The organism is Pseudonocardia kujensis, assembly GCF_021283305.1.
GTDB classification, from domain to species: Bacteria; Actinomycetota; Actinomycetes; order Mycobacteriales; family Pseudonocardiaceae; genus Pseudonocardia; species Pseudonocardia kujensis.
On record NZ_JAJSOK010000096.1, the window covers coordinates 1 to 23,789 of the forward strand.

23 protein-coding genes and 3 pseudogenes are annotated in these 23,789 nt (G+C 74.2%); 19 read left to right on the forward strand and 7 right to left on the reverse strand.

Going from position 1 to position 23,789, the window contains the following annotated elements:
• Positions 1-432 (reverse strand): annotated as a pseudogene (locus tag LWC35_RS36015) (hypothetical protein); the annotation flags it as partial.
• Between the two features lie 281 nt (positions 433-713).
• Here LWC35_RS36015 and LWC35_RS36020 point away from each other — a divergent pair.
• The 8 genes from LWC35_RS36020 (at position 714) to LWC35_RS36055 (ending at position 8,125) form a co-directional block, all read left to right on the forward strand.
• Positions 714-1,604, forward strand: coding sequence for a tetratricopeptide repeat protein (locus tag LWC35_RS36020; RefSeq protein WP_232874984.1), 891 nt, complete (start codon positions 714-716; stop codon positions 1,602-1,604).
• 78 nt (positions 1,605-1,682) lie between these two features.
• A complete protein-coding gene (locus LWC35_RS36025) occupies positions 1,683-2,555 on the forward strand; it encodes a glycosyltransferase family 2 protein (protein ID WP_232874985.1) in 873 nt (290 codons plus the stop codon).
• Between the two features lie 80 nt (positions 2,556-2,635).
• Positions 2,636-3,706: a mannose-1-phosphate guanylyltransferase gene (gene manB / locus LWC35_RS36030; protein WP_232875003.1), complete on the forward strand. Its 1,071-nt coding sequence runs from the start codon at positions 2,636-2,638 to the stop codon at positions 3,704-3,706.
• Between the two features lie 30 nt (positions 3,707-3,736).
• Entirely contained in the window at positions 3,737-4,654 is a 918-nt protein-coding gene (locus LWC35_RS36035; protein WP_232874986.1) for a DNA-3-methyladenine glycosylase family protein, read from the forward strand.
• A gap of 24 nt (positions 4,655-4,678) precedes the next feature.
• Positions 4,679-5,170 (forward strand): glutathione peroxidase, encoded by a 492-nt coding sequence (locus LWC35_RS36040; RefSeq protein ID WP_372463164.1) that lies wholly within the window; start codon positions 4,679-4,681, stop codon positions 5,168-5,170.
• Between the two features lie 74 nt (positions 5,171-5,244).
• Positions 5,245-6,240, forward strand: coding sequence for a 2-phospho-L-lactate transferase (gene cofD / locus LWC35_RS36045; RefSeq protein ID WP_232874987.1), 996 nt, complete (start codon positions 5,245-5,247; stop codon positions 6,238-6,240).
• Positions 6,237-7,598 carry a coenzyme F420-0:L-glutamate ligase gene (locus tag LWC35_RS36050; RefSeq protein ID WP_232874988.1) on the forward strand — a complete coding sequence of 454 codons (1,362 nt, stop codon included), beginning with the start codon at positions 6,237-6,239 and terminating at the stop codon, positions 7,596-7,598. Before cofD ends, LWC35_RS36050 begins: the two co-directional genes overlap by 4 nt.
• Complete coding sequence (locus LWC35_RS36055) at positions 7,592-8,125, forward strand: NUDIX hydrolase (protein WP_232874989.1); 534 nt, start codon at positions 7,592-7,594, stop codon at positions 8,123-8,125. The genes LWC35_RS36050 and LWC35_RS36055 overlap by 7 nt, the downstream gene beginning before the upstream one ends.
• A 42-nt stretch (positions 8,126-8,167) precedes the next feature.
• Here LWC35_RS36055 and LWC35_RS36060 read toward each other — a convergent pair whose 3' ends face one another.
• Complete coding sequence (locus LWC35_RS36060) at positions 8,168-8,938, reverse strand: site-2 protease family protein (RefSeq protein WP_232874990.1); 771 nt, start codon at positions 8,936-8,938, stop codon at positions 8,168-8,170.
• 250 nt (positions 8,939-9,188) lie between these two features.
• On the opposite strand from LWC35_RS36060, the gene LWC35_RS36065 reads away from it, so the two are divergent.
• Positions 9,189-9,443, forward strand: a complete 255-nt coding sequence (locus LWC35_RS36065) for a WhiB family transcriptional regulator (RefSeq protein ID WP_232875005.1) — start codon at positions 9,189-9,191, stop codon at positions 9,441-9,443.
• Between the two features lie 285 nt (positions 9,444-9,728).
• Here the strand turns inward: LWC35_RS36065 and LWC35_RS36070 are convergent, their stop codons facing one another.
• Positions 9,729-10,208, reverse strand: a complete 480-nt coding sequence (locus LWC35_RS36070; protein WP_232874991.1) for a metallopeptidase family protein — start codon at positions 10,206-10,208, stop codon at positions 9,729-9,731.
• Between the two features lie 143 nt (positions 10,209-10,351).
• On the opposite strand from LWC35_RS36070, the gene LWC35_RS36075 reads away from it, so the two are divergent.
• The 6 genes from LWC35_RS36075 to LWC35_RS36100 all read left to right on the forward strand — a co-directional run bounded on the left by LWC35_RS36075 (position 10,352) and on the right by LWC35_RS36100 (position 15,913).
• A complete protein-coding gene (locus tag LWC35_RS36075) occupies positions 10,352-10,726 on the forward strand; it encodes a DUF3499 domain-containing protein (RefSeq protein WP_232874992.1) in 375 nt (124 codons plus the stop codon).
• A gap of 109 nt (positions 10,727-10,835) precedes the next feature.
• A complete protein-coding gene (locus tag LWC35_RS36080; protein ID WP_232874993.1) occupies positions 10,836-12,197 on the forward strand; it encodes a phosphomannomutase/phosphoglucomutase in 1,362 nt (453 codons plus the stop codon).
• A 159-nt stretch (positions 12,198-12,356) separates the two neighbouring features.
• The gene (locus LWC35_RS36085; protein ID WP_232874994.1) at positions 12,357-12,566 is read left to right on the forward strand and encodes a Trm112 family protein; all 210 of its coding nucleotides are present in this window, start codon (positions 12,357-12,359) and stop codon (positions 12,564-12,566) included.
• Positions 12,563-13,657 carry an SIS domain-containing protein gene (locus LWC35_RS36090; protein ID WP_308194746.1) on the forward strand — a complete coding sequence of 365 codons (1,095 nt, stop codon included), beginning with the start codon at positions 12,563-12,565 and terminating at the stop codon, positions 13,655-13,657. The genes LWC35_RS36085 and LWC35_RS36090 overlap by 4 nt, the downstream gene beginning before the upstream one ends.
• 33 nt (positions 13,658-13,690) lie before the next feature.
• Positions 13,691-14,917, forward strand: coding sequence for a mannose-6-phosphate isomerase, class I (manA, locus tag LWC35_RS36095; protein WP_232874995.1), 1,227 nt, complete (start codon positions 13,691-13,693; stop codon positions 14,915-14,917).
• A gap of 69 nt (positions 14,918-14,986) precedes the next feature.
• Positions 14,987-15,913 carry a cation diffusion facilitator family transporter gene (locus LWC35_RS36100; RefSeq protein ID WP_232874996.1) on the forward strand — a complete coding sequence of 309 codons (927 nt, stop codon included), beginning with the start codon at positions 14,987-14,989 and terminating at the stop codon, positions 15,911-15,913.
• Positions 15,914-15,931: 18 nt separating this feature from the next.
• On the opposite strand, the gene LWC35_RS36105 is transcribed toward LWC35_RS36100, so the two are convergent.
• Positions 15,932-16,426: a DUF2505 domain-containing protein gene (locus LWC35_RS36105; RefSeq protein ID WP_232874997.1), complete on the reverse strand. Its 495-nt coding sequence runs from the start codon at positions 16,424-16,426 to the stop codon at positions 15,932-15,934.
• Positions 16,427-16,447: 21 nt separating this feature from the next.
• The gene (locus tag LWC35_RS36110) at positions 16,448-16,957 is read right to left on the reverse strand and encodes an Lrp/AsnC family transcriptional regulator (protein WP_232874998.1); all 510 of its coding nucleotides are present in this window, start codon (positions 16,955-16,957) and stop codon (positions 16,448-16,450) included.
• 115 nt (positions 16,958-17,072) lie between these two features.
• On the opposite strand from LWC35_RS36110, the gene ald reads away from it, so the two are divergent.
• The 3 genes from ald to LWC35_RS36125 all read left to right on the forward strand — a co-directional run bounded on the left by ald (position 17,073) and on the right by LWC35_RS36125 (position 20,909).
• Positions 17,073-18,182, forward strand: a complete 1,110-nt coding sequence (gene ald / locus LWC35_RS36115) for an alanine dehydrogenase (RefSeq protein ID WP_232874999.1) — start codon at positions 17,073-17,075, stop codon at positions 18,180-18,182.
• Between the two features lie 111 nt (positions 18,183-18,293).
• Positions 18,294-19,796, forward strand: coding sequence for an amino acid permease (locus LWC35_RS36120; protein ID WP_232875000.1), 1,503 nt, complete (start codon positions 18,294-18,296; stop codon positions 19,794-19,796).
• 279 nt (positions 19,797-20,075) lie between these two features.
• Positions 20,076-20,909 (forward strand): carbon-nitrogen hydrolase family protein, encoded by an 834-nt coding sequence (locus LWC35_RS36125; protein WP_232875001.1) that lies wholly within the window; start codon positions 20,076-20,078, stop codon positions 20,907-20,909.
• 130 nt (positions 20,910-21,039) lie between these two features.
• On the opposite strand, the pseudogene LWC35_RS36130 reads toward LWC35_RS36125, so the two are convergent.
• Positions 21,040-21,501 (reverse strand): annotated as a pseudogene (locus LWC35_RS36130) (transposase); the annotation flags it as partial.
• 50 nt (positions 21,502-21,551) lie between these two features.
• Here LWC35_RS36130 and LWC35_RS36135 point away from each other — a divergent pair.
• Complete coding sequence (locus tag LWC35_RS36135) at positions 21,552-23,648, forward strand: ISAzo13 family transposase (RefSeq protein ID WP_232875002.1); 2,097 nt, start codon at positions 21,552-21,554, stop codon at positions 23,646-23,648.
• Positions 23,649-23,654: 6 nt separating this feature from the next.
• Here the strand turns inward: LWC35_RS36135 and LWC35_RS36140 are convergent.
• Positions 23,655-23,789, reverse strand: a pseudogene (locus LWC35_RS36140) (transposase); the annotation flags it as partial.

Sequence of the window (23,789 nt, forward strand, 5' to 3'; positions counted from 1 at the left end):
GCGTGGCGCCGAGCCGCCCGCGGTGGTGCGGGCCGAGGCGCCGCCGGAGGTGCTGCGGGATGACGAGTCGGCCGAGGAGCCGCGGGTCGAGGAGCTGCGGGCCGAGGAGGCGCCCGCGGAGCGCCCCGAGCCCACCCGGCTCGACCCCGCCCCGCCGGACCCCGCCCCGCCGGACTCCGCCCCTCCGGACCTCGCACCGCCCGACCCCGCACCACCCGGCGCCGAGCCGTCGTCCCGCGACGATCCCGTCCGGCGTCGGGCGGCCGACGCGCCGTCCGACCGCTCCGCCGAGCCGGTCGCGCGGGCCCGGGGAGGGCGGTCGGGGCCGCCGCCGGTCAGCGCGCCGCCCTCACCGAACAGCGCGGAGGCACCGGCGCGGCGCTCGCGCCGCGGCCCGCCCGAGGAGGAGCGGCCACCGGACGTCGGGTCCACTCCACCTCCTCGCTCTCGCTCGCTCGCGTCGGACGACGGCCCGGTCCGCTGTAGACCGCGCCGCCGTCACCCGGCCTTCCTAGAGGGTGCAGCATCCGGGCGCATGATCGCGGCGCGTCGCCCGGCGTGTCGGCCCTCCGAGATCACCGTTGGGCGATCGTCCACGCCGGAGAGTGACGTATCCGGATCTGCGAGTGATCATCTCGGGGACGGGGCGCCCCGTCCTGCCGGAGGGCCGGAGGAGTGAGACCATTCACACCTCCACGTCGCGAGGGGCACGCATGACCGCAACGCCGGACGAGGTCGCCCCGACCGGCGCCGTCCACCGGATCCCCGTCCCGCCCCCCGAGGGACCGCTGACGGCCGAGGGCCGGCGGCTGCTGGAGCGGCACCGGGCCTGGGAGGCGATCGAACCGCTGCGCCGCGCCGTCGCGTGCCGCGAACCCGGTGCGCTCGACCTCCTCGTCCGCGCCTATCTGGACAGCGGCAGCTGGACCGCGGCGATCGAGTTCCTCGCCCCGCTGGTGGAGCAGGGGCACCTGGAGTTCGCGGGCCGGCTGGGCGTGGCGCTCGGCGAGCTGGGCGACCACACGCGGGCCGAGCAGATGCTGCGCCTCGCCGTGGCCCAGCGCGAGCTCCCCGCGGCCAACGACCTCGCCCTGCTGCTGCGCGCCGACGGCCGCTTCGCCGAGGCCGTCCGGGTCCTCGCCGCCGCCGCCGAGGCGGGCGACCCCCAGGCGCCGGACAACCTCGTCGCGCTGTACCTCGAGGACGGGGACCTCGCCGCCGCGGTCGGGGCTGCCGAGCGCTACGCCGACGAGGGGCGGCCGGACACGCTCGTCGCGCTGGCCGACGTGCGGGCCGTGCAGGGCCGTGGGGCCGAGGCCGAGTCCCTCTACCGCCGCGCCGGCGAGCTCGACGCCGTGCGGGCCCACACCGCCTACGCCGCGTTCCTCGGCGCGCGCGGGGACCTCGACGGGGCCGACCGCGAGTACCGCGAGGCCGAGCGGCACAACGAGCCCGGCTGGGCCTGGACCATCGGCCGGTTCCTGCTCGACACCGGGCGGCCCGAGGCGGCGCGCTGCTACCTGGAGATGGCGGTGACCTGGGGCGACCGGGCCGCCGTCGAGGCCCTCGCCGAGCTCGACGGCGAGGACCCCGCGGACGACTGAGGCCGCGGTCCCTGCCGATCGGGTCGGCCCCGGTCCCCTCTCCGAGTCGGCCGCCGGGTCCCGTTAGGGTGAGCCGCCATGGAGTCGGCGGTCCGCACCTACGGGGACGAGCTCGCGGTCGTGACCGTCACGTACTCACCGGGCGACACCCTCGAGTCCTTCCTCGACTCGCTCAAGGCCGCGACCGCACGGCCGACCCGGGTCGTGCTGGCGGACAACGGGTCCGTCGACGGCGCGCCCGAGCGGGCCGCCGAGCGCGACGGGGTGGAGCTGCTCCGGATCGGGGAGAACGTCGGCTACGGCACGGCCGCGAACCGGGCCGTCGCGGGGCTGGGACCCGAGATCGGCTGGGTCGTCGTCGCCAACCCGGACCTGGTGTGGGGTGAGGGCGCGATCGACACGCTGCTCGAGGCCGCCACCCGCTGGCCGCGCGCCGGCGCGCTCGGCCCGCTGATCCGCGAGCCGGACGGCACCGTCTACCCCTCGGCGCGGCTGCTGCCCTCGCTGGGTCACGGCGTCGGGCACGCCGTCCTCGGCCGGGTCTGGCCCGGCAACCCGTGGTCGCAGACCTACCGGCAGGCCGCCGCGGCGATCGGCGAGCGCACCGCGGGCTGGCTCTCCGGCTCGTGCCTCCTGGTGCGGCGCAGTGCCTTCGACTCCGTCGACGGGTTCGACCCGCGCTACTTCATGTACTTCGAGGACGTCGACCTCGGCGACCGGCTCGGGCGGGCCGGCTGGCTCAACGTCTACGTCCCGGCCGCCGAGGTCGTGCACACCGGCGGGGTCTCCACCTCCAAGCCGGAGGTGTCGGCCCGGATGCTCGCCGAGCACCACCGCAGCGCCTACCGCTACCTCGCCGACCGGCACCCGGGCGCGCGCAACGCCCCGCTGCGCGCCGCCGTGCGGGCGGGGCTGGCGGTGCGGGCCCGTGCAACGCGCGGGCACGGCTAGACGACCGTCACCACCGAGGGACCGTGAGACCGGAGACCCGGACCGGGGGGACCGGCCGGCTGACGAGAGGACCGTTCGTGCTGGACGACGTCGAGGCCGTCGTGCTCGTGGGGGGCAAGGGCACCCGCCTGCGCCCCCTCACCCTGTCGGCGCCGAAGCCGATGCTGCCCACGGCGGGCGTGCCGTTCCTGGCCCACCTGCTCTCCCGGATCCGCGCCGCCGGCGTGCGGCGCGTGGTGCTCGGCACCTCCTACCTCGCGGAGACGTTCGAGGAGCACTTCGGCAACGGGGAGTCGCTCGACCTCGAGCTGACCTACGTCGTGGAGGACCAGCCGCTGGGCACCGGCGGCGGGATCGCGAACGTGGCCAAGCACCTGACCACGGACGACGTCATGGTGTTCAACGGCGACGTGCTGTGCGGCACCGACCTCACCGCGGTGGTCGACACGCACCGGCGGACCGACGCGGACGTCACCCTGCACCTGGTCCGGGTGCAGGACCCGCGTGCCTATGGCTGCGTGCCCACCGACGCCGACGGCCGCGTGCAGGCGTTCCTCGAGAAGACCGAGGACCCGCCGACGGACCAGATCAACGCCGGTTGCTACGTGTTCCGGCGCTCGGTGATCGACGACATCCCGCAGGGCCGCGTGGTGTCGGTGGAGCGCGAGACCTTCCCCGGCCTGCTGGAGGCGGGCGCCCGGGTGAGCGGGCACGTCGACAACGCCTACTGGCGCGACATGGGCACCCCCGCCGACCTGGTGCACGGCTCGGCCGACCTGGTCCGTGGCGTGGCGCCCTCGGCGGCGCTGCCCGGGCCGGCCGGCGAGTCGATCGTGCTGCCGGGCGCGACCGTCGCGAAGGACGCCTTCGTGTTCGGCGGCACCACGGTCGGGCGCGACGCGGTGATCGGCGCGGGCGCGAAGGTCGAGGGCTGCATGGTCTTCGACGGCGCGGTGATCGAGCCGCACGCCGTGGTCGAGAGCTCCGTGGTCGGGGCCGGGGCCCGGATCGAGGCCGGCGCGCACGTGCGCGACGCGGTGATCGGCGACCGGGCGGTCATCGGGGCGCACTGCGAGCTCAAGGGCGGTGTGCGGGTGTGGCCGGAGGTCGAGCTGCCGCCGCACGGCGTCCGGTTCTCGGCCGACGTCTGAGCCGTCGCGGGCCGCGGTTACCGTGGTCGGGTGATCGAGCGCGAGTGGCGGCCGGACTTCCGGCTCGACCTCGCCGGGGTGCTCGCCCCGCTGCGCCGCGGGCGGGGTGACCCGTCGTGGCGCTCGGTCGGCGAGGGCTCCGCGATCTGGCGCGTCTCCACCACGCCCGACGGGCCCGCCACGGTCCGGATGTCCCGGCGCAGCGACGGCACGGTCGTCGCCGCCGGCTGGGGGCCCGGCGCGCCGTGGGAGCTCGACGGCCTGCCCGCCCTGCTCGGCGCGCACGACGAGCCCGAGTCCTTCGTCGCCCACCACCCGCTGATCGCCGACGCCGCCCGCCGGCTGCCCGGCATCCGGCTCGGCTCCACCCGCCGGGTGTGGGACCAGCTCGTCCCCGCGATCCTCGAGCAGAAGGTGACCGGCATCGAGGCGCGGCGCTCCTGGCGCGAGCTCTGCTGGCGGTTCTCCGACCCCGCCCCCGGTCCGGCCGGGGCCCTGCCGCGGGGGATGCGCGTGCCGCCCACGCCCGCGCAGATCCGCTCGATCCCGGACTGGGAGTGGCACAGGGCCGGGGTGGACTCGGCCCGGCGGCGGGCGATCCTGGCCGCGGCCGCGGTCGCGCACCGGCTGGAGAAGGCGGCGGAGCTGGGCGGCGAGGAGGGCCGGATCCTGTTGCGCCGCATCCCCGGAATCGGGGTGTGGACCGCCGCCGAGGTGGCCCAGCGCGCGTGGGGCGACCCCGACGCCGTCAGCTTCGGGGACTTCCACATCCCCACCGTGGTGGGCTGGGCGCTGGTCGGCCGCCCGCTCGACGACCGCGGGATGCTGGAGGTGCTGGCGCCCTACGCTCCGCAGCGGCACCGGGCCGTGCGGTACGTCGAGATCTCCGGGTTCCGCCGGCCGCGCTTCGGTCCGCGGTTCAGCCCGCGCGACTACCGGGAGCTGTGATCGTCACGGGGTAGGTTCGAGGGCGTGGCCCTTCTCGACTCGCCGATCGCCGCGCTCTCCGCTCTCGACGGCGGCGCCCTCCCGGACCTCGACGGCAAGGCCGTCCTCGTCGTCAACGTCGCCTCGAAGTGCGGGCTCACCCCGCAGTACGAGGGCCTGGAGCGGCTCCAGGAGCGCTTCGCCGGCCGCGGCTTCACCGTGCTCGGCGTGCCGTGCAACCAGTTCGCCGGGCAGGAGCCGGGCACGGCGGAGGAGATCGCCACGTTCTGCTCCACCACCTACGGCGTCTCCTTCCCGCTCACGGAGAAGGTCGAGGTCAACGGGCCGGGCCGGCACCCGCTCTACGCCGCGCTGACCGCCACCGCCGACGAGGCGGGCGAGGCCGGCGACGTCCAGTGGAACTTCGAGAAGTTCCTCGTCGCCCCGGACGGGACCGTGCGGGCCCGCTTCCGCCCGCGCACCGAACCCGAGTCCGACGAGGTCGTGGCGGCCGTCACCGAGGTCCTCCCGGGTTGAGCGGAGCTCGCGGAGCGAGCCTGCGGAGCGATCCTCCGCGCTGATCGTCGGGGGCCCGTCGTAGCCTTCACGCCGTGAAGGTCACGGTCCTGGTCGGAGGCGTCGGCGGCGCCCGGTTCCTGCTCGGCGTGAAGGCCGCCCTCGGGTTGCCCGCCGTCGGGCCCGGCGAGGGCCCGCACGAGGTCTCCGCGGTGGTCAACGTGGGCGACGACGTGTGGATGCACGGCCTGCGGATCTGCCCCGACCTCGACACCTGCATGTACACCCTCGGCGGCGGGATCGATCCCGAGCGCGGCTGGGGTCGGGCGGGGGAGACCTGGGCGGTGCGGGACGAGCTGGCCGCCTACGAGGCCGATCCCACCTGGTTCGGGCTCGGCGACCGGGACGTCGCGACGCACCTCGTCCGCAGCCGCATGCTGCGCGCGGGCTACCCGCTCTCCCAGGTCACCGAGGCGCTGTGCCATCGCTGGAAGCCGGGGGTGCGGCTGCTGCCCGCCACGGACGACCGGGTCGAGACGCACGTGGTGATCGACAACCCGGAACCCGGCGAGGACGCGCCGCCGCAGGTCGCGGTGCACTTCCAGGAGTGGTGGGTGCGTCACCAGGCCGCGTTCCCCGCCCACCGGTTCGCGTCGGTGGGGGCGGACGAGGCGAAGGTCCTGCCGGCCGCGGCCCAGGCGATCGCCGACGCGGACGTGGTGCTGGTCGCGCCGTCGAACCCGGTGGTCAGCATCGGGACCATGATCCAGGTTCCCGGGATGCCGCAGGCCCTGGTCGGCACCAAGGCGAAGATCGTCGGGCTGTCCCCGATCGTGGGCGGGCGGCCGCTGCGCGGGATGGCCGACGCGTGCCTCTCGGCGATCGGCGTGGAGACCAGCGCCGAGGCCGTCGGCCGGCACTACGGCGGGCGGGGGAAGGGCGGCCTGCTCGACGGTTGGCTGGTCCACTCCGGCGACTCCGCCGAGATCGAGGGCGCCGAGACCCGGGCCGTCCCGCTGCTGATGACGGACGTGGAGGCGACCGCGGACATGGCGCGCGCGGCGTTCGAGCTGGCCGGGGTCACCCCGTGAGCGGGCCCGGCTCGCCGGTCCCCGACCACGGCGCCGCCGCGGGCCTGCGGATCCTGCCGGTCCCGGGCCTGCCGGAGTTCCGTCCGGGTGCGGACGTGACCGCCGCGGTCGCCGAGGCCGCGCCGTGGCTGGAGTCCGGCGACGTCGTCGTGGTCACCAGCAAGATCTTCTCGAAGGCCGAGGGCCGGCTGGTCCCGGCGCCGACCGACCCCGAGGAGCGGGACGAGCTGCGCCGCCGGCTCGTCGAGGGGGAGACCGAGCGGATCCTCGCCCGGCGCGGGAAGACGCTGATCGTGGCGTCGAAGCTCGGGATCGTGCAGGCCGCGGCCGGCGTCGACGGGTCCAACGTGCGGCGGGACGAGCTGGCGCTGCTGCCCGTCGACCCCGACGCGAGCGCCGCCCGGCTCCGCGAGGGGCTGCGGGAGCGGCTCGGCGTGGACGTGGCGGTCGTCGTCACGGACACGATGGGTCGGTCGTGGCGGGTCGGGCAGACGGACGTCGCGATCGGGGCGGCCGGGCTCACCGTGCTGCACCGCTACGGCGGCGCGGTCGACGCGGCGGGCAACGAGCTGCTGGTCACCGAGGTGGCCCTGGCCGACGAGGTGGCCGGGGCCGCCGACCTGGTCAAGGGCAAGCTCGGCGGCACGCCGGTCGCGGTGGTGCGCGGCCTGGGGGTGCGGGAGGACGGTTCGACGGCGCGGGACCTCGTCCGGCCGGTCGACGAGGACCTGTTCTGGCTGGGCACCGAGGAGGCGCTGGCGCAGGGCCGGCGCGAGGCCGTGCTGCTGCGCCGCAGCGTCCGGGAGTTCGCGGCCGAGCAGGTGCCGGCGGAGGCCGTGCGCCGCGCGGTCGGCGTCGCGCTCACCGCACCCGCGCCGCACCACAGCACCCCGTTCCGGTTCGTGTGGCTGCGCGATCCCGCGCGGCGCACCGCCCTGCTCGACGCGCTGCGCGAGCGCTGGCGCGCCGACCTGGAGGCCGACGGGCGCCCGGCCGACGAGGTCGAGCGCCGGCTCGCCCGCGGTGACCTGCTGCGCCGGGCGCCGGAGCTGGTGCTGCCGTTCCGCACGGGCGACGGTGCGCACGAGTACCCGGACGAGGCGCGCCGCGCGGCCGAGCGGGACATGTTCACCGTGGCCGGCGGGGCCGCCGTGCAGTCGCTGCTGGTGGCGCTGGCCGCCGAGGGGCTCGCCTCGTGCTGGGTGGGCTCCACGATCTTCGCGCCCGACGTGGTGCGGGCCGAGCTCGCGCTGACCGAGGACTGGCAGCCGCTCGGCGCCGTCGCGCTCGGGGTGCCGCTCGAGGCGGTCGGGCCGCGCCCGGCCGCCGACCCGGCCGGGGGGTTGCTCGAATGGTGAGCCCCGCCGTCGCCGTCGAGGAGCTCCGGGCCTGGTCGCCACCCGACGCCGGGCAGGCCGCCCTGCAGCAGGCGCTGATCGCCTTCTGCCTCGCCCGCCCGGCGGACGCGTGCGCCCGCGAGTGCGCCGCGGGGCACCTGACCGCGTCGGCGCTGGTGGTCGACGGGGCGGGGGAGCACACCCTGCTCACCCTGCACCCGCGCGTCGGGCGCTGGATCCAGCTCGGCGGGCACTGCGAGCCGGGCGACGCGTCGCTGCGGGCGGCGGCGCTGCGCGAGGCGACCGAGGAGTCCGGCATCGCCGGGCTGGAGATCGCCGAGCACCCGCTGCACGTCGACGTCCACCCCGTGACCTGCTCGCTCGGCGTGCCGACCCGGCACCTCGACGTCCGCTACCTGGTGCGCGCGCCGGCGGGCGCCGTCCCGGTGATCAGCGACGAGTCGGTCGACCTGGCCTGGTGGCCGCTCGACGCGCTCCCGCCGGGGTCGGACACGGTGCCGGCGATGGTCGCCCTGGCCCGCGCCTGAGTTCCTCGTCGGCCGAGCCCTCGGGGCGGCCGGGTCCCGGGCTCAGCGCCAGAACAGCAGCAGGCTGTAGCCGGCGGCGGCGTACTGCGCGTCGCCGCCGATCAGGGCGAAGAGGAACTGCCCGATCCCGAACAGCACCCGCGACACCCCGGGCACGCCGAGGACCAACAGGAACAGTACGAGCGGGGCCCACGGCCGCACCTTGTGCCCGAACCGCTGGGCCTCCGGCGACAGGTAGGGCTCGAGCACGCCGTACCCGTCGAGACCGGGCACCGGCAGGATGTTCAGCACGAACGCGAGGATCTGGATCAGCGCGAGGCAGGAGAGCCCGACCGCGAGCCCCTCGTTCATCGGCAGGAAGATCACCGCGAGGCTGAGCAGGATGCCGACGACCAGGTTCACCGCCGGGCCGGCGAAGGACACCAGCGACCGCATCCCGCGCGAGCGCAGCGCCCACTGGTTGATCCACACCGCACCGCCGGGCAGCGGGATGCCGCCGAGCAGCAGGAACACCACGGGCAGCACGAAGGAGAGCCCGACGTTGGCGTAGCGGCGGATGTCGAGGGTGAGGTAGCCGCGGTTCTCGATGCTGTCGTCGCCGCCGCGGTGTGCGAGGTAGGCGTGACCGAACTCGTGCAGGCACAGCGAGACGCACCAACCGCCGAGGACCAGCAGCACCACGCCGGTGGTCAGCAGGACGGTCGAGCCCTCCAGCGCGGACCGCGTCCCCACCGCGCAGAGCACCCCGCCGACGACCGTCACCGCCAGGAGCAGCAGGAACCACGGGCTGACTCGGTTGGAGACTCCGCGCACCCGGCCATTCTGCCGAACGGGTGTCCGAAGGGGTGGATCCCGTCACCCGGTCGGCAGCCCCGGGTTGCGGTGAACCGACCGACACCGCTGTACTTACAGCGGTGTCATTCGCCGGGTGCGGGGAGGTGGGCGAGTGGACGTTTTCACGGACACCGTGTTCGTCACGGGGGCGGGCACGATCGGCGACCCGATCGGAGCGACGAGGGTCGCCCCGGAGAACTTCGGGATCGGCCCCACGGAGGGGCTTCGCCTGATCGACACCCTGGTCGACGGCCAGGACGACGTCGAGCAGGACTGGCAGGAACGGGCGCTGTGCGCGCAGACGGATCCGGAGGCGTTCTTCCCGGAGAAGGGCGGCTCCACGCGGGAGGCCAAGCGGATCTGCGCGGGGTGCGAGGTCCGGGCGGAGTGCCTGGAGTACGCGCTGGCGCAGGACGAGCGGTTCGGCATCTGGGGCGGGCTCTCCGAGCGGGAGCGTCGTCGCCTGCGCCGGGCGGCCGGCTGAGACCGGCCCACGGGAGGACTTCCACCCACGACATCCACTCCCGGCGTCCGCAGCAACGCCGGGGGCGGAACCCGAAGGACGGGCGACGCAGCCCGTCCTCGTTCGAGCCCGGGCGCATGTCCGGCTGCGTGCCCGCAGCCGGCGAGGGTCCGGGCTCTCGCGTGTCCGGAGCCGCGACGGCCCGCCCGACCCCGCCCGTGCCCGGCCGCCGCACCCACCGGCCCACGGCGCCACACGCGCCACCTCGCGGACCGGCACCGTGCGCCACCCTGCCCGGCCGCGCGCTCAGTCCGCCCCGCCCTCCACGGCGTCGGGCTCGATGTTGAGGTACTCCGCCACCTGCTCGACCAGCACCTCGTGCAGCAGCTCGCCGAGGTCGGCGCCGCCGCGGGCCCGGGCCTCGAGCGGTCGCCGGTAGAGCACGATCCGCGCCCGCGAGGGCAGCCCCGCCTGGTCGACGCCGGCGGGCACCAGCTGGGCCAGCGGCACGCCCGCGTCGGCGAGCACCCCGGTGCCCCACACGACCTCCTCGGGTGCGGTCCGGTCGACCTCGGGGACCTCGTCCACGGCCAGGTCCAGGTCCACCAGCTCGGGGCCCCAGCGCAGCTCGATCGGCTCGAGCGCCTCCAGCACCCGGGCGTCGAACCGCTCGGCCCGGGTGCGGAAGGAGGGCGTGGTCACCGGGTACAGCAGGCCACGCAGTCCCCGGCCCCGGCGGTCGCGCCGGCGGGGGGAGCGGCGCGGGATGCGGCGCGCGGTCGTCACCCGTCGAATAGTACGACCCGGCGTGCCCGCGCCGTCCCGGCGCGGGCGCCGGGTGTCGCCCGTCCGTACCGCGCCCGGGCGGGTGGGGCCGCCCCGCGCGTCGCAGCCGGGAACCGTCGGCGCGGGGGGCTATCGTCGGGGGCGTGCTGAGTGTCCGGAGGTGTTCGCGGAGCGGCTGCACCGAGCTCGCGGTGGCCACTCTCACCTACGTCTACGCGGACTCGACCGCGGTCGTCGGGCCGCTGGCCACCCAGGCCGAGCCCCACACGTACGACCTGTGCACCTCACACGCCCACCGGCTCACCGCCCCTCGCGGCTGGGAGGTCGTCCGTTTCGAGGGCGAGTTCGCGCCGCCGCAGCACACGGACGACGACCTGACCGCCCTGGCCGAGGCCGTCCGCGAGGCCGGTCGCGCCGACCGCCCCTTCGAGGCCTCGACCATCGTCACCGCCGGCCCTGGTGCCACCACCGGCCGCCGCGGTCACCTGCGGGTGCTCCCGACGCCGCCGGAGGACTGACCCGGCACGCGCTCCGCGCTACCGGCCGTCACCGCCCGCCGCCCGACCGGTGCCCGTCGTGACGAGGTGTCCCGCGGGTCGTCGGGGCCGCCCGCTAGGCTTCGCCCCCGTGCCCGACCTGTCCCAGATCGTCAAGGCGTACGACATCCGTGGCGTCGTCGGCGAGCAGCTCGACGCCGGCACGGTCCGTGAGGTCGGAGCGGCGCTGGCCCGGCTGCTGCGCGCGGAGGACCCCGAGGTCACCGAGGTCGCGGTGGGCCACGACATGCGGGACTCCTCGCCCGGTCTCGCCGCCGCCTTCGCCGAGGGCGTGACCGGCCAGGGGCTCGACGTCCTCGACATCGGCCTGGCCAGCACCGACATGCTCTACTTCGCCGCCGGCAGCCTCGGTGTGCCCGGCGCGATGTTCACCGCCAGCCACAACCCGGCGAAGTACAACGGCATCAAGCTCTGCCGGGCGGGCGCGACCCCGATCGGGCAGGACACCGGGCTGGCCGCGATCCGCGAGGCCGTCGAGCAGGGGGTCCCGGAGGGGCCCGGCGGCGGCACGGTCCGCCGGCGCACGCTGCTCGCCGACTACGCCGCCCACCTGCGCGGGCTGGTCGACCTGAGCGGTCTCCGGCCGCTGCGCGTGGTGGTCGACGCCGGCAACGGGATGGGCGGCTACACGGTGCCCGAGGTCCTCGACGGGCTGCCGCTCGACGTCGTGCCCCTGTACTTCGAGCTCGACGGGACCTTCCCCCACCACGAGGCCAACCCGCTCGACCCGGCGAACCTCGTCGACCTGCAGAAGGCCGTCGTCGCGGAGGGGGCCGACCTCGGCCTGGCCTTCGACGGCGACGCGGACCGCTGCTTCGTGGTCGACGAGCGCGGCGAGCCGGTGAGCCCGAGCGCGATCACCGCGCTGGTGGCCGTCCGCGAGCTGGCCAAGGCCCCCGGCAGCTCGGTGATCCACAACCTGATCACCTCGAGGGCCGTGCCGGAGATCGTGCGCGAGCACGGCGGCACCCCGGTGCGCACCCGGGTGGGCCACTCGTTCATCAAGCAGACGATGGCCGACACCGGGGCGGTGTTCGGCGGCGAGCACTCGGCGCACTACTACTTCCGGGACTTCTGGAAGGCCGACTCCGGCATGCTGGCCGCGCTGCACGTGCTGGCCGCGCTGGGCGAGCAGCAGGAGCCGCTGTCCGGGCTGATGGCGGCCTACGAGCGGTACCGGGCCAGCGGCGAGGTCAACTCCACGGTGGCCGACCAGACCGCCCGGGTCGCCGCCGTCCGCGAGACCTACGGGGCCCGAGAGGGCGTGGAGCTCGACGAGCTCGACGGGCTCACCGTCGCCCTGCCGGACGGCTCCTGGTTCAACCTGCGCGCCTCCAACACCGAGCCGCTGCTGCGGCTCAACGTCGAGGCCGCCGACGACGCCGCGGTGGCGGCGCTGCGGGACGAGGTCCTCGCGATCGTCCGCGCCTGAGGGCGGCGGCGCCCCGGCCGCCCGCAGCGGCGGAGCCCGGCCGCGCGTCGGCGTGGGATCCGGTCCCCGGATCGATCACGGCGCGCGGGTACCCCGGACGGACCCGGCGCGCCCGCCCGCGCCCTGGCAGCATCAACGGCACGTGAGGTGAGGAGAACCGTGGCCGTACAGCTCGATCCCCAGCTGCTCGAGATCCTGGCCTGCCCGTCGGAGGACCACGCGCCCCTGACGCAGGCGGGGGACGAGCTCGTGTGCACCGCCTGCGGCCGCCGCTACCCGGTGGTCGACGGCATCCCGGTGCTGCTGCTCGACGAGGCCCTGCCCGCCGAGGACACGCCGGCCCCGGAGAACCCCGGAAACCCCGGGTGACGACCGTGCTCGACGACACCCTGCTCGGCGATCCCGTCGCGCTCGCCTCCGCCGACACCGGCGGCGTGCTGCGCGCGGCGGCCACGGCGGGCGCCCAGGTCCGCTCCGCGGCGCAGGCCGCGGCCGAGGCGGGCGTCGCCGACCTTGCCGGGCACCGGCCGCGGGCCCTGGTGTTCCTGCGCCGCCCGGGCTCGTCCGGCGCCGCCGCGGAGATCATCGGTGCGCTCCTCGGCTCGCTGTGCCCGGTGCCGGTCGTGGTGGCGGACGTCGTGCCCGGGTGGATCGGCCCGCTCGACGTCGTGCTGGCCCACTCCGCCGACCCCGCGGACGTCGAGCTGGCCGAGTCGGTCTCGCGTGCGGTGGGGCGCGGGGCCGAGGTGGTGCTGTCGGCACCGGTCGAGGGGCCGGTCGCCTCCGCGGGCGCCGGGCGGGCGCGGTTCGTCGAGCCCCGGATCCCCGTGCCGCCCGCTCTGGACCTGCCGCGGGCACTCGCCGTCGGGCTGACCGTCGTGGCGGCGCTGGGCCTGTGGCCGGGCGGGCTGGACCCGGCCCTCGACCCGCTGGCCGATGCGCTCGACGCCGAGGCCGAGCGCAACCAGCCCAACCACGAGCCGTTCATGAACCCGGCGAAGTCGCTGGCGCTGCGGCTTGCCGAGCACACCCCGCTGCTGTGGGGCGCCGACCCGGCCGCGACCGCCGTCGCCGGCCACGGGGCGACCGCGCTGGCCACGCACGCCGGGGTGGTGGCGCACGCCGCGGACATCGCCCAGGCGGCCTCGGCCACCGCGCTGCGTCGGGCCGTGGACCTGGCCGACCGCGGCGGGGACATCTTCCGCGACCCGTTCGACGACCCGGGGCCCGACGCACCGCCGGTCCGCATCGTGCTGCTCGCGACCGGTGAGGAGGAACCGGGCCAGGTGGCGGTGCGCCGCACCGGCCGCGGCTGGCCCGCGGACCTGCAGCACCCCGTCGACGAGGTCCCGCGCGGCACCCGGGACGCGGTGCTGCTGCGCAGCGCGCTGCTGGCATCCCGGCTGGAGATCGCCGCCGTCTACCTCGGCCTGGCCACCCGGGCCATCGAACCGGCCTGACGGGCCGACCGCCGCACGAAGCGAGGAAGTGCCTTGGAGCTGCTGGAGAACCCGGTCCGGCCGTACGCGTGGGGATCGCGCACGGTCATCGCCGACCTGCTCGGCGAGTCGGTGCCGTCTCCGCACCCGCAGGCGGAGATGTGGCTGGGGGCCCATCCGGGCGACCCGTCGCGGATCGTGCGGTCCGGCGGCGACCGCGCCTCGCTGCTCGAGGTGCTCACCGCGGACCCGGAGGGGCTGCTGGGCGCCGAGCGCAGCGCCCGCTGGGAGGGGCGGCTCCCGTTCCTGCTCAAGGTCCTCGCCGCGGACGAGCCGCTCAGCCTGCAGGCGCACCCGAGCCTCGACCAGGCCCGCGAGGGGTTCGCGCGGGAGAACGCCGCAGGCATCCCGATCGACGCCTCGGACCGCAACTACCGCGATGCCAACCACAAGCCCGAGCTGATCTGCGCGCTCACCGAGTTCCACGCGCTGGTCGGGTTCCGGGACCCGATGGAGACCCTCGGCCTGCTCCGCGCGCTCGACGTTCCCGAGCTGGCCCCGCACGTCGAGCTGCTGGCCGCCCAGCCCGGCCCGGACGGCCTGCGCGCGCTGTTCACCACGTGGATCACGCTGCCCCAGGCCATGCTCGACGATCTGGTTCCCGCGCTGCAGAAGGGCGCGGTCGCCCTCGCCGCCCGGGACAACCCGTCGGGCGGGGACTGGGCGCTCGAGGCCCGCACCGCGCTGGAGCTGTCCGAGCGCTACCCCGGCGACGCGGGTGTCCTCGCCGCCCTGCTGCTCAACCGGGTGGTGCTGGCTCCCGGCGAGGCGCTCTTCCTGCCCGCCGGCAACCTCCACGCCTACCTGGCCGGCGCCGGCATCGAGCTGATGGCGAACTCGGACAACGTGCTGCGCGGCGGGCTCACGCCGAAGCACGTCGACGTCCCGGAGCTGCTGCGCGTCCTCGACTTCTCCTCGGGGCCGCCACCGGTGCACTCCGGCCAGCCCGAGGGGCGGTGGACGCGGTACGACACGCCGGCCGAGGAGTTCCTGCTGCGCACCTGGCAGTCCGACGACGGGCTGACCGGCAGCCTCCCGGTGCCCGACGGCGGGGCCCGGATCCTGCTGGCGACGGGCGGCAAGGCGTGCGTCCGGGCCGGGTCGGAGGTGCTGGAGCTCCCGAAGGGGGCGGCACTGTTCCTCGCGGCCACCGACAGCGGCGTCGAGGTGGAGAGTGCGGCCCCCGGCACCCAGCTCCACCTCGCGAGCGACGCGCTCTGAGTGCCCGCGGTTGACCGCGGCCCCGCCGGATATCCTTCCGCCGCACAATCCGGACCCAGGGGGCGAAACGTGTCGGCACACGGCGGTACCAAGGCGATCCTCGCGGCGCTCGGCGCGAACGCCGGCATCGCACTCGCGAAGTTCGTCGGCTTCCTCGTCACGGGCTCGTCGTCGATGCTCGCGGAGGCCGTGCACTCGGTCGCCGACACCGCGAACCAGGGTCTGCTGCTGCTCGGCGGCCGTACGGCCCGGCGGGCCGCGACCCCCGAGCACCCCTTCGGCTACGGCCGGGACCGCTACTTCTACTCGTTCGTCGTGGCGCTGCTGCTGTTCACGCTCGGCTCGGTGTTCGCGATCTACGAGGGCATCCACAAGCTGGAGCACCCCGAGCCGCTGACCTCGCCGCTCGTCGCGGTGGCCATCCTCGTGGTGGCCATCGGCCTCGAGGGGTTCTCCTTCCGCACCGCGATGAAGGAGTCCCGCCCGCTCAAGGGGAACGGGAGCTGGTGGCAGTTCATCCGGCAGGCGAAGGTGCCGGAGCTGCCCGTCGTGCTGCTGGAGGACTCCGGCGCGCTCATCGGCCTGGTGTTCGCGCTCCTCGGCGTCGGCCTCTCGGTCCTCACCGGCGACCCGGAGTGGGACGCCGTCGGCACCCTCTGCATCGGCACCCTGCTGGGCGTCATCGCGATCATCCTGATCGTCGAGATGAAGAGCCTGCTCATCGGCGAGGGCGCGGCGCGGCCGGTGCTGTCGACGATCGTGACCGAGCTGGAGCAGGGCGCGGAGATCGAGCGCGTCATCCACATCAAGACCCAGTACCTCGGCCCGGAGGAGCTGCTGGTCGCGGCGAAGCTCGCGCTCGCACCCGGGTCGTCGGTGGAGGTCGTGGCCCGCGCCATCGACGAGGCGGAGGCGCGGGTGCGCGCGGCGGTGCCGGAGGCCCGGGTCATCTACCTCGAGCCGGACCTCGACCGCTCGCGGGTGCAGCAGGCCTGAACCGGGCCCACCCGCCGCTCACCCGCCCAGCCGCTCCGCGGTCCAGCGCATCTCCTCGGTCATCAGGACCAGTGCCCGGTCGGCCACGACGGCCTCGAGGGCCGCACCGAGCAGCGGCACCCGCACCTCGACCTCGCCGTCGATGCGCAGGGCGCTGCCGACCGGGTCCGCGCCGATCGTCATCGCACCCGTGGCGCCGGCCGGCGCGCCCGCCGCGGTCAGGGTGAACTCGCCGTCGGCCCGGTCGTCCGCGACACGCCAGCGCTCCTCGCGCTCCAGCACCAGCGCGCCGGCGAGGAAGCGGCGGACCGAGGCCGGCAGGGCGCCCGCCGGCACCCCCTGTTGCAGCACGACGCGCAGCCGCTCCTCGTCGCGCTCGAACGCACACAGCAGGGCGCCGGGCCCGCCCACCGCGGCCAGCCGGTCGGCGTAGAGATCACGGTCCAGCAGCCGGGCCACGGCGTCGCGGGGCGGCAGCGGGAAGGTCCGGCCGAGGCGGAGCGGGGTGGGCACGGGGCCACCGTAGGCGTGCGGTCAGTACCCGCGCCGGGGCCGGACGTGGTCGAAGATCAGGCTGGTCTGCGTGTTGGCGATCTCGTCGTGCCCGTTGAGTGCGACCACGAAGTCCCGCAGCGCGGCGGAGTCGGCCGTGGCGACGTGCAGCAGGTAGTCGTCCACCCCGGCGAGGAAGAAGCAGTCGCGCACCTCGGGCAGCGAGGTCACGTACTCCTCGAACTCCCGCATCCGGCGGCGGGCCGCGGCCTGCAGCCGCACCGACACCATCGCCTGCAGCGGGCGGCCCGTCGCCGCCGGGTCGACGTCGGCGTGGAAACCCCTGATCACGCCGCGCTCGCGCAGCGACCGGACCCGGGTGAGACACGTCGACGGAGCGATCCCGACGCGTTCGGCGAGCGCGTTGTTGGGTATCCGGGCATCGCGTTCGAGCTCCGCGAGGATCGCGCGGTCGACGGGGTCGAGCGGCGGCCGCACATCGTTCGGCCGACCGGGCCTCGAACCCGAGGCGGTCGCGGATTCTTCGGGCATGAACGCAGAGTACAGAATCTTCTGCGGACTTGTTCCTACGCAGACGCTGTTTCTTCGATACTGGGAGGCAGGACAGCCGGCCGCAGTGCCGGTCGCCGGGAGGAGAGGACGAGTCATGCGCATCGCGGTGCCGCGCGAGGTCAAGGACAACGAGTTCCGGGTCGCCCTGACGCCGGCGGGCGTGCACGAGCTGGTGCGACACGGTCACGAGGTCGTCGTCGAGCAGGGGGCGGGCCTCGGCTCGTCGATCCCCGACCAGGAGTTCAAGGCCGCCGGCGCGCAGCTGCTCGCCGATGCCGACGCCGTGTGGGAGTCGGCCGAGCTGCTGCTGAAGGTCAAGGAGCCGGTGGAGAGCGAGTACCACCGGCTGCGCGGCGACCTGACGCTGTTCACCTACCTGCACCTGGCCGCGTCCCGGGCCTGCACGGACGCGCTGCTGTCCGCGGGCACCACCGCGATCGCCTACGAGACCGTGCGCACCGCGGACGGGAAGCTGCCGCTGCTCGCCCCGATGAGCGAGGTGGCGGGCCGGCTCGCGCCGCAGGTCGGCGCGTATCACCTGATGAGCGCGGCCGGCGGGCGCGGCGTGCTGATGGGCGGCGTGCCGGGCGCGCCGCGGGCGCACGTCGTGGTGCTCGGGGCCGGGGTGTCCGGCTCGCACGCCACGCAGATCGCCGTCGGGATGGGCGCGCGGGTGAGCGTGCTGGACCTCGATGTCGACAAGCTGCGTGCCCTCGACGCCCGCTACGGCGGCCGGGTCGAGACGGTGCACTCCACCGCCTACGCGGTCGAGCACGCCGTGCTCGACGCGGACCTGGTGATCGGCGCGGTGCTGGTGCCGGGCGCGAAGGCGCCGACGCTGGTGTCGAACGAGCTGGTGGCGCGGATGAAGCCGGGCGCGGTGCTCGTCGACATCGCCGTGGACCAGGGCGGCTGCTTCGCCGACACCCGCCCGACCACGCACGCCGACCCGACGTTCCGGGTGCACGAGACCGTGTTCTACTGCGTGGCCAACATGCCCGGTGCGGTGCCGCACACCTCCACCCACGCGCTCACCAGCGTCACCCTGCCCTACATCACCCGGCTGGCCGACCACGGCTGGCGCGAGGCGCTGCGCGGCGACCCCGCCCTCGCCCAGGGCCTGTCCACGCACGCCGGGGAGCTGACCAACCCGGAGGTCGCCCACGACCTGCCCTCGCGGACGGTGGCCGAGATCCTCGGCTGACCCCGCGCGGTCCCCGGTGGGTGCGGGTGGCAGGACGAGTGGTCGTCCGCACCCACGACCGCGCGAGCCAGCGAATGCCGCGCGGGACACATCCCCGTAATCTCCCTGGCCATGACGAGCGTGGGCGAGCGTCGGGGGATCTGGCGCACGAAGTCCGTCGAGCAGTCCATCCAGGACACCGACGAGCCGGACACCAAGCTCCGCAAGGACCTCACGACCTGGGACCTCATCGTCTTCGGCGTCGCGGTGGTCGTCGGGGCCGGCATCTTCACGCTCGCGGCGAGCACGGCCGGCACGGTCGCGGGGCCGTCGGTCTCGCTGGCGTTCGTCCTGGCCGCCATCGCCTGCGGGCTCGCCGCGCTCTGCTACGCCGAGTTCGCCTCGACCGTCCCGGTCGCCGGCAGCGCCTACACGTTCTCCTACGCGACCTTCGGCGAGCTGATCGCCTGGATCATCGGCTGGGACCTGGTGCTGGAGTTCGCGGTCGGCTCGGCCGTGGTGTCGAAGGCCTGGTCGAAGTACCTGCACCAGGTGCTGTCGGTGATGGGGCTCGACGTCCCGACCTCCTTCTCCCTCGGCGGCTTCTTCGCCTTCGACTGGGGCGCCCTGCTGCTCGTCGCGGTCCTCGCCACGCTGCTGGCCATCGGCACGAAGCTCTCCAGCCGGGTCAGCGCCGTGTTCACGGTGATCAAGGTCGGCATCGTCCTGCTGGTGATCGTCGTCGGCATCGGTTACGTGAAGGCCGCGAACTACACGCCGTTCATCCCGCCGGCGGCGTCCGGGGGTGAGGGGAAGTCCGGGCTCGCCCAGTCCCTGCTCTCGGTGTTCGGCGGCGGCGCCAGCAGCACCTACGGCATCTACGGCCTGCTCGCCGCGGCGTCCTTGGTGTTCTTCGCGTTCATCGGGTTCGACGTCGTGGCCACCACCGCCGAGGAGACCCGCGACCCGCAGAAGTCCCTGCCCCGGGGCATCTTCGGCTCGCTCGCCATCGTGACGGTGCTGTACGTGGCCGTCGCGCTCGTGCTCACCGGGATGGTCAGCTACAAGCAGCTCGACGAGAACTCCACCCTCGCCACGGCCTTCGGCGAGCTCGGCGTGACCTGGGCCGAGGCCGTCATCTCGGTCGGGGCGCTCGTCGGCCTCACCACGGTCGTCATGGTGCTGATGCTCGGGCAGATCCGCGTGCTGTTCGCGATGTCGCGCGACGGCCTGCTGCCGAACGGGCTCGCGAGGACCGGTGGCCACGGCACCCCGGTGCGCGCGACCGTGCTGGTCGGCGCCGTGGTCGCCCTCGTCGCCACCTTCTTCCCGGCCGGGGCGCTGGAGGAGATGGTCAACATCGGCACGCTCTTCGCGTTCGTGCTGGTGTCGGTGGGCGTGGTCATCCTGCGCCGGACGCGCCCGGACCTGCACCGCGCCTTCCGGACCCCGCTGGTCCCGTTCGTGCCGATCCTGTCGGTGCTGGCCTGCGTTTGGCTCATGCTCAACCTCAGCGTCGAGACGTGGCTGCGGTTCATCGGGTGGATGATCGTCGGCTTCGTCGTCTACTTCCTGTACGGCCGGTCGCACTCGCGGCTCGGGCGGCGTCAGGAGCAGGACGCAACGCCGCGGTAACAGCGCCTCACTCGCCCGTGTTCCGGACGAAACACCGCGGACACAGCGCCTCGTTTGACTGTGCTGCGTGGCCGGACGGGACGCACCAGGTCCTCGTGATCAGTGGTGGGCCTCTCGACCAGCTGGTTCCCTGCCGCACCGGCACGGTCCGGCGCCGGCGGTCCGGATCCTCGCTGCACGGTACCGGGCAGGGGCGCCGTCCCCGGCGCTCTCGGGCGGAGATCGGTCCCGGCACGCCGGTGCCGTCGGGGCAGTCGGTCGGGTCGCGGGGAGGGGCGCGTGGGCGCGCTGAGGATCGGTGCCGTGGCGGCCGCCTTCGGCCGGGACCTCGAGGGTGCCCTCGCCCGGGTCGCGACCCTGATCGACCACGCCCGCCGCTCCCGGGTCGACCTGCTCGTGCTGCCCGACGCCGCGCTCGGCGGCTACCTCTCCGACTTCGACGCCGTGGCCGCGGCCGAGGCGGAGCTGCCGCCCGCGCTCGACCCGGACGGGCCCGAGCTGCGCAAGGTCGCCGAGCTGGCCGGCGACATGGTCGTGTGCGTCGGGCTGTGCGAGGCGGGGCCCGACGGCGTCCGCCACAACACCGCCGCCTGCGTCGACGGCAGCGGCGTGCTGGGCCTGCACCGCAAGGTCCACCAGCCGGTCGGCGAGGAGCGGGTCTACACGGCGGGGGACGGCTTCGGCGCCTTCGACACGCCCGTCGGCCGCATGGGCATGCTGGTCGACTACGACAAGACCTTCCCCGAGTCGGCCCGCGCCCTCGCACTCGACGGCGCCGAGATCATCGCCTGCCTCTCGGCCTGGCCCACCAGCATCACCAACCGCGCGCCGCGGATGGCGGAGGACCGTCAGTCGCGGCTCTTCGACCTCTACGACCGCTCGCGCGCGGCGGAGAACCAGGTCGTGCTGGTGTCGTCGAACCAGACCGGGTCGATGGGCCGCATGCGCTTCCTCGGGCAGGCCAAGGTCGTCGGGCCCGACGGCGAGATCCTCGCCCGCACCTGGGCCAAGGCCGGGATCGCGGTGGCCGAGGTCGACGTCGAGGCCTCCCTCGCCGCCGCGCGCCGCCGCCTCTCCCACCTCACGGAGCGGCGCCCCGAGACCTACCGCTGAGCTGTCGTCCCGCTTCGTGCTCGTGGTCGGCGGGGTGGGCGCGTCGAGATGAACGTCCGGGCAGTTCCGCGCGCCCCCACGACCCTGAGGGGGACTGTCCGAGGAACGGTGTAACTGGCTTCGGTGATGGCTAGTTTCCGTTGCTGGGGACGATACGGCCGGCGAAGGTGATCGCGAAGGCGTTCAGGGCCGGCTTCCAGCGCATCGCCCAGCGCGCTCGGCCCTTGCCGGTGGGGTCGAGCGAGCGGGTGACCAGGTAGAGGCACTTCAGCGCGGCCTGTTCGGTCGGGAAGTGCCCGCGGGCCTTGATCGCGCGCCGGTAGCGGGCGTTGAGGCTTTCGATGGCGTTGGTGGAACAGATGACCTTGCGGATCTCCACGTCGTAGTCGAGGAACGGCACGAACTCCGACCATGCCGCCCGCCACAGCGCGACGATCGCCGGATACTGGGCGCCCCAGGTCTCGGCGAACTCGGCGAACCGGGCTTCGGCGGCGGCCTCGGTCGGGGCGGTGTAGACCGGCCGCAGGTCCTTGGCCAGCTGCTCCCAGTAGCGGCGGCTGGCGTAGCGGAAGGTGTTGCGGATCAGGTGGAGCCGTAAAGAAACAAGCTGTTGCTTTTCGATCTTGGGTTCGTTGTTCTGGTATGGGCTTCTCCGAGGATGTGTTGACCCAGCTTGCGCAGCGCTTCGAGGCGGTGTTGCCGCACCTGAACGAGCGGCAGCGCCGGCTGGTGTTGGGCCAAGAGGCCCGGCTGCTGGGCCATGGCGGGGTGCGGGCGGTCGCGGTGGTGGCCGGGGTCTCGGAGACCACGGTCCGCGCCGGGGTGTTCGAGCTGGAGGTGGGCGAGCCCCCGGTTCCGGATGGGCGCGTCCGGCGGCCCGGAGGTGGTCGCAGGCCGGCTGAGGAATCGAACCCGGCCCTGCTGCCTGCACTGATGGCGCTGGTGGAGCCGGACGAGCGGGGCGATCCGATGTCGCCGTTGCGCTGGACGGTCAAGTCGCTGCGGAACCTGGCCGAGCAGCTGAGGGCTCAGGGACATCCTGTGTCCGCTCCGACCGTGGGCCGCTTGTTGACCGATCAGGGGTTCAGCCTGCAGGCCAACGCGAAGACCCTCGAAGGGGCGCAGCACCCGGACCGGGACGCCCAGTTCCGGTATCTCAACGAGCAGGTCAAGTCACATCATGCGGACTCGCAACCGGTGATCAGCGTCGATGCGAAGAAGAAGGAACAGCTCGGGCAGCTGCCCAACGCTGGGCGCCAATGGCGACCGAAGGGCGACCCGGTCAAGGTCGAGGACCACAGCTTCTTCTTCATCGGCCCGGATGTGGAGGTGGCCATCCCGTTCGGCGTCTACGACCTGGCTCGCGATTCCGGCTGGGTGAACGTGGGCATCGACCACGACACCTCGGTATTCGCGGTGGAGTCGATCCGCCGCTGGTGGCGACACCGCGGAAGCCTGGACTACCCGACCGCCGAGCGGCTGCTGATCACTGCCGACTGCGGCGGTTCCAACAGCTATCGCTACCGGCTCTGGAAGGCCGAACTCGCCGCGTTCGCCGCCGAGGCCGGCCTGACCGTGACCGTCTGCCACTTCCCTCCAGGGACCTCGAAGTGGAACAAGATCGAGCACCGGTTGTTCTCCCAGATCACCCTCAACTGGCGGGGTCGACCGTTGACCAGCCACGAGGTCGTCGTGAACAGCATCGCGGCCACGCGCACCCGCACTGGACTGCGCGTCCACGCCGAGTTGGACACCGGCGCCTACCCGATCGGGATCTCCGTGAGCCGCGAACACCTCCGGGCGCTGCCGATCACCTCGCACGAGCACCACGGGGCCTGGAACTACACCATCGCCCCCGCCGGATCGCACGGCGAAGTCGTCACCGCCGAGGACCGGGACCGGTCCAGGGCACAGGCCCTGGCGATGCTGGCCGATCCGAGAGTGAGCGGTATGCCACGCCACCAACTGCACGAACTCTGCACCCAGTTGGCTCCCGACCAAGCAGCCCTGGCCGAGCAGCGCAAACACCTACAACGCGGCGGACCGCGCCGCCAGGCCACCGGCGACCACGGCCGGCCGTTGCTCAGCCCAGCCGACAAGGTCGTGGTCACCGTGGCCTATCTGCGCCAGGTCTGCCCACAGAAGGTCCTGGCCGAGTTGCTCAGCACCAACCCGGTGACGATCGGTCAGGCGATCAAGGAAACCCGATCCCTGATCGACCAACAGCGGATCACCATCCCGCAGACCCCGCACTACTTCTCCCACGCCCAGGACCTGCGCGAATGGTTTGATGAGGGCGCCACCACGACGCAGATGCAGACCTCCCACGCGCTGACTCACCCAGACCTGACCGGCATGACCCGCGAGGACTTCCACGCCCTGCTCGACCGAGTCTCCGTCGCCTATCGCGCCGCCATCGAACGACGCCGACACCACCAACGAGGCGGCGCCCGACGGCCCGGAACCCGCGGCGGCGTCTTCCGGCAGAAGATCACCGACGCCGACCGGATCCTCGCCACCGTCCTGGACCAGCGACAACTCTGCAACCAACACACCCTCGCCGAGCTGTTCGACGTCAGCCGCGGCACCGTCCGCAACGCCATCGACGACGTCGCACCCCTGCTGGAACAACACGGCTATGTCGCCACCCCGTCCCCCCACCGCTTCGCGACCGCCGCCGAAGTCCTCGCCGTGGCATCCACGCCAGGCCCCACAGGAAACAACGCGCCAACACGTTGATCTTTTACGGCTCCGGTGCAGCACACAGGTCTGCACGACCGTCTGCGGCCAGGCGGTGGTGATCGCCTCGGGCAGCCCCTTCAAGCCGTCGCAGACGGCGATGCACACATCCGCCACGCCCCGGTTTTTGATCTCGGTCAG